Below are 15,640 nucleotides of genomic sequence, written 5' to 3' on the forward strand. Positions count from 1 at the left end.
GACCACTAACTTACACCATGGCAAGTGGCTTGCAGGGCTGCTCATGCTGCAGCCAGTGATGCAGTGCGCTTGCCGGCAGGGCAGGGCTGAACAGGTAACCCTGCTGTGCCTGGCACCCCTGTTGCAACATGAAGTGGTACTGGCTGTCCTGTTCCACGCCCTCGGCAATCACGGTCAGCCCCAGGCTGTGCCCCAGTGCAATCACGGCCTTGCAGATGGCGGCATCGTTGGGGTTGTCCAGCACGTCGCGCACAAAACTACGGTCTATCTTGATCTGATCCAGCGGCAGGGTTTTCAGATAGGACAATGACGAATACCCGGTGCCGAAGTCATCCAGCGCAAAGGTCACGCCCAGGGAACGCAGCTGGTTCATCTTGCTGGCTGCGTCATCCAGCTTCATCAGCAGCAGGCTTTCGGTGATTTCCAGCTTCAGCAAGGACGGGTTGGCGCCGGTGTTGCTCAGCAACTGGCTGACCCGTTCGACAAAATCAGACTGGTGGAACTGGCGGGCACTCACATTGACGGCAATGCTCAGCGCAGACAAATGCGGCTGTCCGGCCCATTGCGCCAGCTGCTGGCAGGCCTGCTGCAACACCCAGTGGTCAATGGCCAGAATCAGGTTGCTCTGTTCGGCCAGCGTGATGAAGCTACCGGGCAGCATCAGGCCGTGCTGCGGATTGTGCCAGCGCAGCAGCGCTTCCACGCTGCGGCAGGGCTGCTGATGGTGGATCTGCGGCTGGAAGTAAAGCTCGAACTGGCCGTGTTCCAGTGCCTGATGCAGTTCGGCTTCCAGCCGGGTGCGGTTATTGATTTCCGCCTGCATCAAGGGGTCGAAGAAGCGCAGGGTATTGCGGCCGGCAGCCTTGGCCTGGTACATGGCCAGGTCGGCTTCCTTCAGGATGTCCTCGCTACAGGCATGTTCGCGCGCAAACAAGGCAATCCCCAGGCTGGAGCTGCTGCGGTAGGCATGGCCATTCAGACTGTAGGGCTGGTGCAGGGAAAGCAGGATCTTGCGGCCCACGGTTTCCGCTTCGCGCAGCGCCTGTTCGCGCTCCTCGCCCAGGTTCTCCAGCATCACGATGAATTCATCCCCGCCCAGTCTGGCCACGGTGTCACCAATGCGCAGGCCCTCCAGCAGGCGGGCGGCCACCTGTTGCAGCAGGATGTCACCCATATCGTGGCCCATGGTGTCGTTCAGCGACTTGAAGTTGTCCAGGTCCAGGAACAGCAGCGCACCATACTGCTGTTTGCGCCTTGCGTTTTCCAGTGCGTGTTGCAGGCGTTCCAGCAGCAGGCGGCGGTTGGGCAGGTGGGTGAGCGGGTCGTAAAAGGCCAGCGTCTGGATCTTGTCTGCCGCCGCCTTGCGTTCGGTAATGTCCTGGAAGATGGCGACGAAATGGCTGGTGGCACCCTGTCCGTCCACCACGGCGGTGATGGTGAGCCATTCCGGGTAGATGTCCCCGTTTTTGCGTGCATTCCAGATTTCACCCTGCCACACGCCCTCTTCCTGCAGGGCTTGCCACAGTTGCTGGTAAAAAGCCGGAGGATGACGGTGCGAGCTGAGTACTGCCGGGGTTTTGCCCACCACGTCCTCGCTGCTGTAGCCGGTGATTTTGCAGAAGGAGGGGTTGACCCGCAGGATGATGCCCTGGCTGTCGGTCACCATGATGCCTTCCTGGGTCTGGAAGCTGGTGGCGGCAATGCGCAGTTCATCTTCCATGGCCTTGTGCTGGGTGATGTCCATCACAAAACCGTGCCACAGCACCACATCGCCTTCCGCCTCCGGCATTGCATCCACCAGCAGCCATTTGATGCTGCCGTCCGGCATGCAGATGCGGTATTCAATGCGCCATTGTGTCAGCGTGCGGGCCGAATCCTGCAAGGCCGCCATGAAATGCGCGTAGTCGTCGGGGTGCACCATTTCACGAATCGGGTCGGCACACTGGCGCACCGCTTCCGGACGGATGCCGTAGATGTCGTAAAACGCTTCACTGGCAAACGGGAAGCAACCGTGGCCATCGGCAAACAGCCGGTACTGGAACACCACACCGGGAATCCGCGACACGATCTTGCGCAGCAGGCGGTTGGCAGCGTGCTCGGCTGCCTGTTCTTCTTCGCGCTGTATCCGGCTTAGCAGGCTGTTGAACGATGTGGCCAGCAAGCCCACTTCATCCTGATGACAGACCGGCAAGGCCTGCTTGGGCAGTTCGCCATCCCCCATCCGGTTGAGCAGCCGGGTGGCTTCGGTCAGCGGCAGTAACTGGCGGCGCAGCCACCACCAGCTGATGCCGCCGGCCAGCAAGGTGAGGCACAAGGCCATGCCGAACAACTGCTGTTGCAAGGTGCGGATGGGGGCAAAGGCTTCTGCCGCAGGGAGGACCGACTGCATCAGCCAGCCGGTGGATTTGATTTTCACGCTGGAGGACAGCTCCAGCACGCCGCGTGAGCTGACCGCAATGCCGGAACCCTCGTAGCCGTTGATATAGCGGTCATACACCGGGTTGATGCCTGGCGGCGGGCCGGACTTGAGCAGGCGCTCCTTGTCGGACGACATGATGTAGCGCCGGTTGGTCGGTGCGGTAATGAAGAAATTGCCGGTGGCACCATAGCGTGCGTCGCTGATGGCATCCAGGAAGTTGGGCCGTGCCAGATTGGTCACACCCATGATCATGCCGATCATCTTGCCGTGGCTGTCCAGCATGGGTTCCAGCATCGAGACCACCGGCTGGCCGGTGAACTGGCCGTAAATCGGTTCGGTGATGTAATGACCGCCATGCTGCAAGGCCTGACGGAAAAAGGTGTTCTGCTGGTAGGTGCGGCCAAGTCGGCCCAGGTTTTCCGGAATGCTGGCCTGTACCTTTCCCTGCAGGTCCATCACCACGATGCCCCAGTTGAACATCATCAGCAAAATGGGGCGACGTTCCAGCTCGGGCTGGATGGCGGCAGTGGTGAGTGGCTTGTCCTTGAACTGAACGGTGAGGGAGTGCAGCGCCTGAATGCGCTCATTGACCGAGCGGTCCACCTCGTGTGCGGCCAGCGAGACGGCCGAAAGCTGCTGGGCCGAAATGGTATTTTCCATCTGCTGGCGCAGGGTGTGGCTGATCAGCAAGGTAGCCAGCCAGAGCGTCAGCACCAGTGCCAGCAACATGCCGAGGGTAAGGCGGGTACGCAGGGTACGCCTGCCATTCAGGGAAAAAGAAGGACTCATGTTTCTGCGTGCAATCCACGATTCTTGCTGACTGTCAGCATAGCGGAGGCATCGTACGCTGTGTGTCTTCTTGTCGGACAAAACCGGCCAAAGTCTGAGGATGATCAAGATTATGACAAGCGGGCCGGACCTGAACTACAGGCCAGGCCCGCCCGGAGAGGACTTACCAGGTGGTTTCGCGGTCTGGCGTGGCGCTGATCTGGTGGATGGTCAGGTCGGCACCGTTGAATTCTTCTTCTTCATCCAGGCGGATGCCTACGGTTTTACGCAGCAGCGCATACACCACATAGCCACCGCCAAAACCGACGGCAATGCCTGCCACGGTACCCAGCAGCTGCGACAGCAGGCTGACGCCGCCCAGACCGCCCAGCGCGCTCTGGCCGAAAATTCCGGCGGCAATGCCACCCCAGGCACCACAGATGCCATGCAGCGGCCATACCCCCAGCACGTCGTCAATCTTCCAGCGGTTCTGGGTCTGGGTGAACAGCCAGACAAACATGCCACCGGCCACCAGGCCCACCACCAGCGCACCCAGCGGATGCATGATGTCAGAGCCTGCACACACCGCCACCAGCCCGGCCAGCGGGCCGTTGTGAATGAAGCCCGGGTCGTTCTTGCCGGCCCACATGGCACTGAGCGTGCCGCCCACCATGGCCATCAGCGAGTTGATGGCCACCAGGCCGGAAATACCGTCCAGACGTTGTGCGCTCATCACATTGAAGCCGAACCAGCCGACAATCAGGATCCATGCGCCCAGCGCCAGAAACGGAATGGAAGAGGGCGGATGCGCGGAGATGCGGCCTTCCTTGCTGTAGCGGCCACGGCGTGCACCCAGATTCAGCACGGCAGCCAGGCCAATCCAGCCACCTACCGCATGCACCACCACCGAACCGGCAAAGTCATGGAAGGGCTGGCCAAAGCTGTGGCTCAGCCAGTCTTGCACGCCGTAGTGGTTGTTCCAGGCAATGCCCTCGAAAAAAGGATACACCAGTCCCACCAGCAAAAAGGTGGCAGCCGACTGCGGGTGGAACTTGGCACGTTCGGCAATGCCGCCGGACACAATGGCCGGAATGGCGGCGGCAAAGGTCAGCAGGAAGAAGAACTTTACCAGCTCATAACCATGGTGATCGGCGATATGGCGGGCATCACCCAGGAAGTTGACTCCGTAGGCCACGGTGTAACCGACAAAGAAGTAGGCAATGGCGGAGACGGCAAAGTCGGTCAGAATCTTCACCAGGGCATTCACCTGGTTTTTCTTGCGCACGGTGCCCAGTTCCAGAAAGGCAAAACCGGCGTGCATGGCCAGAATCATGATGGCCCCGAGGAGCAGGAACAGTACGTCTGATGGCGCGTTGGCAGTTGGCATGGCGAGTCCCGTTGTTATCGGCTGTTGTGGGACTGTGTAAAGCAAGGCGAATGCCAGCTGGCGCCGGTTTGCACCAATTTGGTCATGGCATGCACGAAAATGGCGGAAACCGGCGCTTTATTGGTGAATGACAGTCGGGATTCTTTCGGCGCAAAAACGGTGCACATGCACCAAGTTGGTGTATTTGTGCGTGTTTGTGCAACGCTTTGGTGCGTTATGCCCGGCGCGTCAGCCTGCGTGCACCGTGCTAATGCAGCTTGACCAATGGCTGGGTGCGTCGTTGCAGCAAGCGGGCTGCAGCGGTGAGCACGGTGGGCAGCCAGCCAAACAGGGTGAGCTGGTGGCGGTGGTACAAGGACAAATACATCAGCCGGGCAAACTGGCCGTGCACAAACAGGCTGCGGCGCGACAGGCTGCTCATCAGGCTGCCTACCGTGCTGTAGCGGCCCAGCGAAATCAGCGAACCCAGGTCGCGATAGCGGAAGTCCTGCAGCGGCTTGCCAGCCAGCTGGCAGCGGATGTTGTGATACAACAGCTCGGCCTGCTGACTGGCTGCCTGCGCCCGTGGTGGTACCCAGCCGCTGCCATCGGGGCAGGCGGCGCAGTCGCCCAGCGCGTAGATCTTGTCATCCAGCGTGGTTTGCAGCGTGGGGCGTACCAGCAACTGATTGAGCCGGTTGCTGGCCAGACCATCCAGCCCGGCCAGCATGGCCGGTGCCTGTACCCCGGCCGCCCATACCACCAGCTCCGACGCAATGTTGCGGCCACTGGCGGTGTGGACGGCATTGGTGTCGACGGCGCTGACCCTGTCACCGGTCAGCACCTCCACTTGCAGATTCTCCAGCTGACGGTGCGCCCGGGCGGCCACCGAGTCGGGCAGTGCCGGCAGGATGCGTGGCCCGGCTTCGATCAGGGTCAGCCGGATGTCGCGGTCCGGATTGATGTTTTCCCGCCCATGCGCCACCAGTTCGCGCGTGGTGTTGCGCAGTTCGGCCGCCAGTTCCACCCCGGTGGCCCCGGCACCGATGATGGTGACGTGCAATTGACCGGCGCGCAGCGGCCCGTTTTGCAAACTGGCGCGAATGCAGGCATTGACCAGTTGCTGATGAAAACGGCTGGCCTCTGCGGGGGTGTTCAGGCAGATGGCGTGTTCGGCCACGCCGGGGGTGGCAAAGTCGTTGGTGGTGCTGCCGATTGCAATCACCAGAATGTCGTAGGGCAGGGTACGCGCCGGAATCAGCGGGCGGCCCTGTTCATCTGCAGTGGCGGCCAGTTGTATGGTCTGTTGCTGACGGTTCAGCCCGGTCATGCGACCCAGGCAAAAGCGGAAGCCGTCACGTTTGGCCTGCGCCAGGTAATCCAGTGCCTCGCGGTGCGGGTTCATGCTGCCGGCGGCAATTTCATGCAGTAGCGGTTTCCAGATATGGCTGCGGGAAGCATCCACCAGCGTGATGTCCAGTTGGGCCGAACGCCGTGCCAGCCGTCCCAGACGGCTGGCCAGCACCAGACCACCGGCGCCACCACCGACAATCACGATTCTTTTCTTGTGCAAAGACATGCAGGCTCCTGATGCCTGCTGGCCGTATCCTTCCATTCATGCACCAACTTTCATGCATCGAGTAAGGTGGCGGATGAATGGTCACGACAAGCAGTGCCGGGTTAAATACAATCACTGCCAGCTACTTTGCCTGTGTCGCTGTGGCGCTCGCAAACGATATAAATTCCACACATTGTGAGTGAATGGAAGAATGTATGCGTAAACGTTTACCCGGTATCGAGGCCTTGCAGGCGCTGGAGAGTGCGGCGCGCCACCAGAGTTTCACCCGTGCGGCAGAAGAGCTGTCGCTCACCCAGAGTGCCGTGTGCAAGCAGATTGCCCAGCTGGAAGACATGCTGGGCGTGGCCCTGTTTCATCGCATCAAGCGCCGGATCAGCCTGACCGAAGCCGGCCGCGCCTATGCGCGAGGGGTACGTGACTGTCTGGAGCGGCTGGAGCGCCATACCCTGGCCTTGATGGCGCATCAGGGGGCGGAGGGAGTGATCGAGCTGGCGGCTGTACCCACCTTTGCCACCCGCTGGCTGATTCCGCGGCTGCCACTGTTCAATCAGGCGCATCCGCATATCACCGTCAACATCACCACCCGTTCCGACCCTTTCATCTTCACCGATACCGGTTTTGACGCCTGCATCCACTTTGGCAATGGGGTGTGGCCCGGTGCCGAGGCCAGCTGGCTGTTTGGCGAAGAAATGATTCCGGTCTGCAGCCCGCAGCTGGTGTGCGGGGCCGCGGTACCGGCTGCGCAAATCGCCCAATACCCCTTGTTGCATTTGTCGGCCCGGCATGAGGCCTGGCAACGTTGGTTTGTAACGGCAGGGGTGGATAATCCGCAGGCTATGGTAGGGGCGCGCTACGAGCTGTTTTCCATGCTGGTGGAAGCAGCCCGTGCCGGCATGGGCGTGGCACTGGTGCCACGCTTTCTGGTGCAGCAGGAAATCAGCAGTGGCAATCTGCTCACCCCTTGTGATATTTCCTTGCCCAGTGACAATGCCTATTACCTGGTCTGCCCGCCGGACCGCCAGCAATCGCCGCCACACCGGGCTTTTGCCGACTGGTTGTTGCAGCAGGCGGCGCGCTATCGGGAAAGTTTGTCAAAGCAGAATGAATGAGTGAAAAAAACAAGTAGAAGTGCTTACAAACAGCTACATTCAAACGGTGGCTTGAAAAAAAGAATATCTACGTGACATCAAGAGCAATACGCCTGCTTGCGGGGGTGGTGGTCAGCCTGTTGTGCTGCCAGTTGGTCATGGCCAAGGACGTGCTGCGCGTGCTGGCCTGGCCGGGTTATGCCGACCCGGATGTGGTGCATGACTTTGAACGGCGCTATCAGGTCAGCGTCGAAGTGACCTTTGTCGATTCCGACGAGGCACTGTGGGCCCGCATGCACGCTGCAGGCGGACCACGTTTTGATGTGGTTGCCGCCAATACCGCCGAAATGCAGCGCTACCATGCTGCCGGGCTGTTATTGCCACTGAACCCGTCCCTGATTCCCAATCTGCAACGCCAGCTGCCACGCTTTCGTGACCGGGCCGGCATTCCCGGCCTGCAGCAGCAGGGGAAGCTGTATGCCGTGCCCTATACCTATTCCACCATGGGCATCATTTACGACAAGCGGCAATTTGCCCGCCCGCCGGACTCCATGAACGTGCTGTGGGACCCGCGCTATCGTCACAAGGTGCTGGACTTCAACAGCGGGCCGCATAATTTTTCCTTTGCCGCGCTGGCCAGCGGCATTGCCCAGCCCTTCCGCCTTGACGCCGCACAACAGGCTGCCATGGTGAAGCGGCTGATCGACCTGCGGCGTAATGTACTGACTTATTACAACCTGCCCGAAGAAGCCACCGAACTGTTCATCCGCCACAAGGTGGCGGTGATGTTCGGCAATTACGGCACCCAGCAGCTCAACTCGCTGCGCCAGGCCGGGGCCGATGTCGGCTATGCCATTCCGCGCGAGGGCGTGCTGGCCTGGCTGGACTGCTGGGCGATGACACGCGCAGCACGCCAGCCGCAATTGGCACAGCAATGGATCAACTACATGCTGGAGCCCTCGGTCAGCGCGCTTCTGCCCACCAGACAGGGGCTGGCCAATACACTCAGTGCCAGTGCCGACCTGCCGTCCGGTGCGCGCGTGTTGTGGCTGCAGCCGGTGGAAAATGCCAACCGGCGTGAAGCGCTGTGGCAAAAAATCTATTCTGGCGACTTGCCGGGGAGCTTCTGAATCATGCGCTCCGGTCTCTTGCTCAAACTCGCCTTGCTGCTGGCCATTTTCGGCATCCTGTCCTCCGGCATTACCGGCTACTACGCCTATACCGCCAATCGCGCCATGCTGGTGTCGGCAACGCAAAGCGACTTGCTGACCGCCGCGCGCGCGGTGAACCGGCGCATGGTGCAATGGGAGGATGAAGCCGCGGATGATGCCTTGCTGCTGTCACGTCTGGTGCAGGTGCAGGTGGTGATCAACCAGCGCAATGGCAGTGAAGCCAGGCGGGCGCGGGATGAACTGGCGCAGGCCTTCTCCGCCATGCTGGCCCTGCATCCGGAATACCTGCAGGTGCGGCTGATCGGCGCGGCGGACAATGGGCTTGAACTGGTACGGGTCGACTCCAGGTCCGGGCTGACAGAGCGGGTGGATGGTGGCGATTTGCAGGAAAAAGGCCACTTTCCCTATGTGTTTGAAACCCTGGCGCTGCCGGCCGGGCAAATTTACCAATCGTCTATCGAAGTGAATCACGAGCGTTCCTCGCATGATGCCGAAGGCCGGCCCGGCCTGATGGTAGCTACCCCCTTGCCACGCAGTGATGGCCAGCCCGGCGGCCTGCTGGTAATCAATCTGGACCTGGAACGCTTGCTGGGCCAGTTGCGCAGTGATTTGCCCAAGGATTACCAACTGTATCTGGCCAATCGCTGGGGGGATTTTCTGGTTCACCCGGACCCGGCGCAGACCTTCGGTTTTGACAAGGGACGGCGGGTGCTGATGCAGGACAGCTTTGCCGCCACCAAAGCCTTGTTCGAACGCAAGCAAAACCAGCTGGCGCTCAGCGGCCTGGACGACCCGCAACAAGCCGCCGGACAGGTGATGGCCTTTGTCCGCCATCCGCTTGGCCGTGGCAATCGAGACGACTTCATCGTCACCGGCCTGGTGCAGCCGCTGGATACCGCGGTGGCCGGTGCGGCACCACTTGGGCAGCGCATCATCCACATGGTGCTGGCTTTCAGCGTGATTGCCATCATGCTGGCGGTGGTGTTTGCCCGTGCCATGCTGCGACCCATCAACACCCTGGCGCAGGCGGCCAGCAGTTTCTCCACCACGCAACTGCAGCAGGCACTGCCGGTAGAGCGCAATGATGAAATCGGCGTGCTGGCACGCAATTTCGATCGCATGCAGCGGCAGATCAACAGCCATATGGCCAGCCTGTACGACAACCAGCGCGAATTGAGCTATCTGGCACACCACGACAGCCTGACCGGCCTGGCTAACCGTGCCTTGTTTTTCCAGCAGTTGGAAAAAATGCTGGCCCTGTCGCAGCGAAGTGGCGCACAGTTTGCCGTGCTGTTTGTCGACCTGGACCACTTCAAGCAGATCAACGACCAGCATGGCCATGCCATTGGCGACCAGGTGCTGCAGATTGTGGCGCGACGCCTGCTGCATGCGGTGCGTGGCAACGACATGGTGGCGCGCATGGGCGGGGATGAATACCTGATCCTGCTGCAAGGCAGCTTTACGACAGATGGTCTGTCCGAACTGCTGACCAAGCTGTCGCTCAGTATTGGCGAGCCCATACTGATAGAAGGCAAGAAGCTGGAAGTCGGGGCCAGTATTGGTTACAGCCTGTACCCGCGTGACGGTACCACGGCCGAACAACTGGTCAACCAGGCCGACCATGCCATGTATCATGTCAAGGCCATCCAGCGTGATGGACATACCCGGCAACTGCCTTACAACTGATCACGGCCCCGCGCTATCCCCATTGACATGTCCAGGCCCGACCACGTGGCGACCACGTCTTTCCGCTTTCCCTTGCTGACGGCTTGTCGGCAGGGGCGTAGTTCTCCCGGCAGCGTGCAGGCCTTGCCGGAACTGCTGCGCCAGCTGCATCACTGTTTCCGCCTGCCATGCGAGCGCATGGGGGTGGAATTCCAGCTGGAACTCGACCCCGCGCTCAGCACGCTGCTGCTGCTGGATGCCATGCGTCTGCAAGCCCTGGTCCGCCATTGGCTGGCGGCAGCCTTGCAAGATGGCCAACTGCGACAAATCAGCTTGCGGGTGCAGCTCTTGGCCCAGCAACAAATGCAGCAGATCATCAGCCTTGAAGTCAGCACCGTGCGCCATGTGCCGCTGCCGGGCCTAGCCCCGCACGCACTTGCCCGGGCCCGCAAGCGGACAACAGCTGCCTTGTCATCTGCTGTTATCAGCCGGCAACTGGCGCGGCAGCTGGGTAGCCGTCAGCACTGCGAATACCAGGCCGATGGCCAGCAATACAGTGTGCTGCTGCATGCTCCGCAGGCTTCTCCCGGCATGCTGCCGCAGCCCTGGCAGTGGCCCATCCTGCTGCTGGAGCCGGATGCTGGCCGTGCGGTGGAACTTGCCGGGCAATGGCAAGTACTTGGCTATCCATTTGAAAGAGTGGACACCGCGACTGCTGCACGACAGCGCTGGCAACAGGGCCCGCTGGCCTTGCTGCTGGTGAGCGAGCGGCAATGGCTGAACGCCAGTCTGGAACTGGCACAATCCATTCGCGAGTGCGAAGCCGCCGAACCATGGCGTGGCCATACGCCCTTGCTGCTGGCTGGGGCCGATCCTCTCTCGCTGAGCGCATCCGCTTTGCCCCTGCTGGATGCCAGCTTGCCATGGCCGCCGGATGACGACGCCTGGTTACGTGCGGTGACGGGCTGCCTGCCGGTGGTGCCGCCCGCGGTCATCCACTTGCCGGTACTGGACCGGCAGGTGCTGTTTGGCCTGAGCCAGGGGGACTGGGCACTGGAGCTACCCTTGCTGCAGGATTTCGCCCGCGACAAGCAGGCCGATCTGCAGCAACTGCTGCAAGCCTGGCAGCAGGCTGACCAGCAAACCTTCATCCTGCTGGCCCATCGCATCAAGGGTGCCAGCCGCACGGTGGGCGCGGCCGCCATGGCCGACTGTGCCGCCCGACTGGAAGCCGAAGCGCGTGCCGGGCTGTCTGCCGCCTGCATGTCCCAGGTGCTGGAGCTGGAACAGGCGCTGGACGACTTTGTCGATCATCTGCAGCACGGATGAGGGGAGCGGGCATGGCGCAATGCGGCACAAGCGCCTAAAATGTCCCGACAATTCCTAAAGCCCCTACGCTGGAGAGACCGCTCATGGCTGTTATCCGTCAGGATGATTTCATTCAAAGCATCGCCGATGCTTTTCAGTACATCAGTTGCTACCACCCCAAGGACTACATCGACGCCCTGTATCAGGCCTATCTGCATGAAGAAAGCCCGGCGGCCAAGGACGCCATGGCGCAGATCCTGATCAACAGCCGCATGTGTGCCGAAGGCCGTCGCCCCATCTGTCAGGATACCGGCATTGCCGTGGTGTTCCTGAAAGTGGGCATGAATGTGCAGTGGGACGCCACCCTGTCGGTACAGGAAATGGTCAACGAAGGCGTGCGCCGCGCTTACAACAACTCGGACAACAAGCTGCGCGCTTCCGTGCTGCTGGATCCGGCTGGCAAGCGTCAGAACAGCAAGGACAACACCCCGGCCGTGGTGCACTTCGAAATCGTCGAAGGCGATGGCGTGGAAGTGACCTGTGCGGCCAAGGGCGGTGGCTCGGAGAACAAGTCCAAGTTCTACGCGCTCAATCCGTCCGACAGCATTGTCGACTGGGTGATCAAGACCGTGCCCACCATGGGTGCCGGCTGGTGCCCGCCGGGCATCCTGGGTATCGGCATTGGCGGTACCCCGGAAAAAGCCATGCTGCTGGCCAAGGAAAGCCTGATGTCGCACGTGGACATCCACGAGCTGAAAGCCAAGGCTGACAGCGGTGCCGAACTGTCCCGCGTAGAAGAGCTGCGCCTGGAAATCTTCGAAAAAGTGAACGCGCTGGGTATTGGCGCGCAAGGTCTGGGTGGTCTCACCACCGTGCTGGACGTGAAGATTCTGGACTACCCGACCCACGCCGCCAGCCTGCCGGTTGCCATGATCCCCAACTGCGCGGCCACCCGTCACATCCATTTCCATCTGGATGGCAGCGGCCCGGCCCATCTGGCTCCGCCCAGCCTGGAAGACTGGCCGGAAATCACCTACGACACCAGCAATGGCAAGCGCGTGGATCTGGACAAGATCACCAAGGAAGAAGTGGCCAGCTGGCAGCCGGGTGATGTACTGCTGCTCAACGGCAAGATCCTCACCGGCCGTGACGCCGCGCACAAGCGCATGGTAGACATGCTGAACAAGGGCGAGGCGCTGCCGGTGGACTTCACCAACCGCTTCATCTACTACGTGGGCCCGGTTGATCCGGTGCGTGACGAAGTGGTTGGCCCGGCCGGCCCCACCACTGCCACCCGCATGGACAAGTTCACCCGCCAGATGCTGGAACAGACCGGCTTGCTCGGCATGATCGGCAAGGCCGAACGTGGCCCGGCTGCCATCGAAGCCATCAAGGACAACAAGGCGGTATACCTGATGGCGGTGGGCGGTTCGGCTTATCTGGTGTCCAAGGCCATCAAGGCTTCCAAGGTAGTGGGCTTTGCCGACCTGGGCATGGAAGCCATCTACGAGTTCGAAGTAAAAGACATGCCGGTAACGGTAGCGGTCGATTCCAACGGTATCTCGGTACACAACACCGGCCCGGCGGAATGGCGCGTCAAGATCGGCAAGATTCCGGTCAACAAGGCCTGAGCCTGAACCGGCATCGCTGCAAGCAGAAACCCGCCATCCGGCGGGTTTTTTCATTTGCGTTCCAGACCGGCAGCTTCAGGCCAATGCCTGTGCCGCCGTGGGCAGTGGCACGCGGATGGACAGGGCATTGAGTGCGATGGCATGCAGCATCTGGTCCACCGTGGTGCAGCAGTCGGCCAGCACGGCTACTTCATACTTGTCGGCAGCGCGCGACAGGGCGGTATGGGTGACGCAGTTTTGCGTCATCATGCCGCACAGTAGCAGTTGGCGGATGCCCAGTTCATCCAGCGTGGCTTGCAGGCTGGTTTCATGAAAGCTGTCGGCTGCCTGTTTCACCACCACCGGAGCATGCGGCGCAGCGGCCAGAATGCGCGGGTGCAGGGCAACGCCTGCGCTGCCGGCATTGAAGAAGGGGGCGATACCCTCGCTGCTGTCCGCCACGTGTTGCACCAGAATCACCGGCATGTCCAGTGCATGTGCCCGCTCGATGGCGGCCACGCAGTTATCCAGCACTGCTTCGCTGTTCCACAGCGGGTATTTGCCGTCGGGGAAATAGTCGTTTTGCAGGTCGATGACGATGAGTGCGCGTTGTGTGTGCGACATGATGTGCTCCGGTTGTGGCTGAAGGTGCAGCCATTATCGGTAGTCACTGCGTTGGGAAAAAGTGGCCCGATTGCCAGAATGCGTTAAGATCGGGCCAATTCCACCTGCCGGAAATGTCCCATGTCACCTCCCGTCATTGCCGTACTGGCATTCCAGCACATCAGCCCGTTTCATCTGTCGGTGCCCTGTGTGGTGTTTGGCGATGCGCATCCGGACATGCCGGCCTTCACTCTGCGTGTATGCGCAGTGGACGCCGGTCCCATCCGCACCTCGGCCGGTTTTTCCATTGCCTGCGATTACGGGCTGGAAGGGCTGGACGGCGCGGACATCATCATCCTGCCCAGCTGGCAGGTAGGCAGGCCGGTACCGGATGCGCTGGTGCAGGCCTTGCAGCAGGCGAGTCAGGCTGGCGTGCAGATAGTCGGCCTGTGCCTGGGAGCGTATGTGCTGGCCGAAGCCGGTTTGCTGGATGGTCGCAATGCCACCACCCACTGGGCGTATGCCGAGGACTTTGCCAGTCGTTACCCGCAAGTGCGGCTGGATCCGGCGGTGCTGTATGTGGAAGACGGGCCGCTGCTGACCTCCGCCGGTACGGCCGCTGGGCTGGATTGCTGCCTGCATCTGCTACGTCAGCGTTATGGCGCGGAGCTGGCCAATGGCGTGGCCCGTCGGCTGGTGGTGCCACCGCATCGGCAGGGCGGGCAGGCGCAGTTCATTGCCCAGCCGTTGCCAGTGTCGGCCGGTGATGCCCGGCTGGCGGCCTTGCTTGACTGGGTACGGGCCAATCTGGCCCAGACCCATACCCTGGATAGCCTGGCCGCCCGCATGGCCATGAGTCGCCGCAGCTTTACCCGGCACTTTCGCCAGCTTACCGGCAGCACGGTGGGGCAGTGGCTGGTGAGCGAGCGCCTGCGTTACAGCCAGCGTTTGCTGGAAAGTGCCGAATACAGTGTGGAGCAGGTGGCGGCACTGGCCGGTTTCGGCTCTGCCGCTGCCTTGCGCCATCATTTCCGCCTGCATTACGGCGTATCACCCATGCAGTGGCAGCAGAATTTCCAGGCCTGATCAGGACTGGGTCTGGCTGAAATGCTGCTGCAGGAAGTCCAGCAGGCTGCGCATGGCCAGCGGCAACTGGCGGCGTGAGGGGTAGAGTGCGTGAATGCCCATGCTGGCGGGCTGCCAGTCTGGCAGAACGGCAATCAGCTCGCCTTGTGCCAGCAAGTCCTGTACCAGATACAAGGGCTGCATGGCCAGCCCGGCACCATGGCGGCAGGCTTGCAGCAGTGCCATTGTTTCATTGGCACTCAGCCGTGCATTGACCCGGACCACCTCTTCCTTGTTGTCGCGATACAAGCGCCATTCGCTGCGGCCGACGCGGCTATGGCTCAGGCAGTGGTGCTCCCGGAGGTCCGCCGGTTGTTGCGGCTGGCCGTAACGTGCCAGATAGGCCGGTGATGCCACGATGACCGAATGGCATTCGGCCAGCCGGCGGGCGATCAGGCCCGGTTCCGGGTCGTTGGTGATGCGGATGGCCAGATCTATGCCTTCCTCGATCAGGTTCACCGCGCGGTCGCCCAGTTGCAGGTCGATACGCAGTTGCGGGTGGCGGCTCATGAAGTCGGTGATGGCAGGAGCCAGTTGTGCCATGCCGAATGACATGCTGGTGGTGATGCGCAACTGGCCGCGCAACTGGCCATCACGCAGCCCCACTTCCTCGCGGGTCTGGGCTGCCAGTTCCAGCATTTGCTGGCAATGGGCGAGGCAACTGTTGCCAGCATCGGTAAGGGTGACACTGCGGGTGGAGCGTTGCAGCAGGCGTGCGCCAAGCCAGTCTTCCAGTTCGGCGATATGCCGGGTCACCATGGCGCGGGACAGGTCCAGCTCCCGGCTGGCCGCCGTGAAACTGCCCCGGCGTGCCACTTCGACAAAAACCTGCATGGCCGTCAGTCTGTCCATCGTCTTCCTTGCATGTGTGCCGGAGCTCCGGCAGTAAAAGTGCGGCATGATATGCTGTGGCAAAGCCATCATGCCATCAGGGTAT

The 15,640-nt window shown here is 61.4% G+C and carries 11 protein-coding genes; 6 read left to right on the forward strand and 5 right to left on the reverse strand.

Annotated features, from left to right (window positions below):
* Positions 1-10: 10 nt before the first annotated feature.
* From DKK66_RS20685 to DKK66_RS12385, 3 genes are all read right to left on the reverse strand, one after another.
* Positions 11-3,208, reverse strand: coding sequence for an EAL domain-containing protein (locus tag DKK66_RS20685; RefSeq protein ID WP_131358499.1), 3,198 nt, complete (start codon positions 3,206-3,208; stop codon positions 11-13).
* A gap of 163 nt (positions 3,209-3,371) precedes the next feature.
* Positions 3,372-4,574 carry an ammonium transporter gene (locus DKK66_RS12380; protein ID WP_045847441.1) on the reverse strand — a complete coding sequence of 401 codons (1,203 nt, stop codon included), beginning with the start codon at positions 4,572-4,574 and terminating at the stop codon, positions 3,372-3,374.
* 247 nt (positions 4,575-4,821) lie between these two features.
* Positions 4,822-6,132: an NAD(P)/FAD-dependent oxidoreductase gene (locus DKK66_RS12385; RefSeq protein ID WP_131358502.1), complete on the reverse strand. Its 1,311-nt coding sequence runs from the start codon at positions 6,130-6,132 to the stop codon at positions 4,822-4,824.
* A gap of 194 nt (positions 6,133-6,326) precedes the next feature.
* Between DKK66_RS12385 and gcvA the strand changes: the two genes are divergently transcribed.
* From gcvA to DKK66_RS12410, 5 genes are all read left to right on the forward strand, one after another.
* Entirely contained in the window at positions 6,327-7,241 is a 915-nt protein-coding gene (gene gcvA / locus DKK66_RS12390) for a transcriptional regulator GcvA (protein ID WP_131358505.1), read from the forward strand.
* Positions 7,242-7,312: 71 nt separating this feature from the next.
* Positions 7,313-8,350, forward strand: a complete 1,038-nt coding sequence (locus DKK66_RS12395; protein ID WP_242673490.1) for an extracellular solute-binding protein — start codon at positions 7,313-7,315, stop codon at positions 8,348-8,350.
* A 3-nt stretch (positions 8,351-8,353) separates the two neighbouring features.
* On the forward strand, positions 8,354-10,078 hold the full coding sequence (locus tag DKK66_RS12400) for a diguanylate cyclase domain-containing protein (RefSeq protein WP_131358508.1): 1,725 nt from the start codon (positions 8,354-8,356) through the stop codon (positions 10,076-10,078).
* Positions 10,079-10,123: 45 nt separating this feature from the next.
* On the forward strand, positions 10,124-11,386 hold the full coding sequence (locus DKK66_RS12405; RefSeq protein ID WP_165494167.1) for an Hpt domain-containing protein: 1,263 nt from the start codon (positions 10,124-10,126) through the stop codon (positions 11,384-11,386).
* Positions 11,387-11,469: 83 nt separating this feature from the next.
* The gene (locus DKK66_RS12410) at positions 11,470-12,996 is read left to right on the forward strand and encodes a fumarate hydratase (RefSeq protein ID WP_131358514.1); all 1,527 of its coding nucleotides are present in this window, start codon (positions 11,470-11,472) and stop codon (positions 12,994-12,996) included.
* A 75-nt stretch (positions 12,997-13,071) separates the two neighbouring features.
* Here DKK66_RS12410 and DKK66_RS12415 read toward each other — a convergent pair whose 3' ends face one another.
* Complete coding sequence (locus tag DKK66_RS12415) at positions 13,072-13,599, reverse strand: cysteine hydrolase family protein (protein WP_131358517.1); 528 nt, start codon at positions 13,597-13,599, stop codon at positions 13,072-13,074.
* A 120-nt stretch (positions 13,600-13,719) separates the two neighbouring features.
* Between DKK66_RS12415 and DKK66_RS12420 the strand changes: the two genes are divergently transcribed.
* Positions 13,720-14,664 (forward strand): helix-turn-helix domain-containing protein, encoded by a 945-nt coding sequence (locus DKK66_RS12420; RefSeq protein ID WP_131358520.1) that lies wholly within the window; start codon positions 13,720-13,722, stop codon positions 14,662-14,664.
* On the opposite strand, the gene DKK66_RS12425 is transcribed toward DKK66_RS12420, so the two are convergent.
* The gene (locus DKK66_RS12425; RefSeq protein WP_131358523.1) at positions 14,665-15,555 is read right to left on the reverse strand and encodes a LysR family transcriptional regulator; all 891 of its coding nucleotides are present in this window, start codon (positions 15,553-15,555) and stop codon (positions 14,665-14,667) included.
* Positions 15,556-15,640: the final 85 nt, after the last annotated feature.

Source organism: Aquitalea sp. USM4 (assembly GCF_004328945.1).
In the GTDB taxonomy this organism is placed as follows: Bacteria; Pseudomonadota; Gammaproteobacteria; order Burkholderiales; family Chromobacteriaceae; genus Aquitalea; species Aquitalea pelogenes.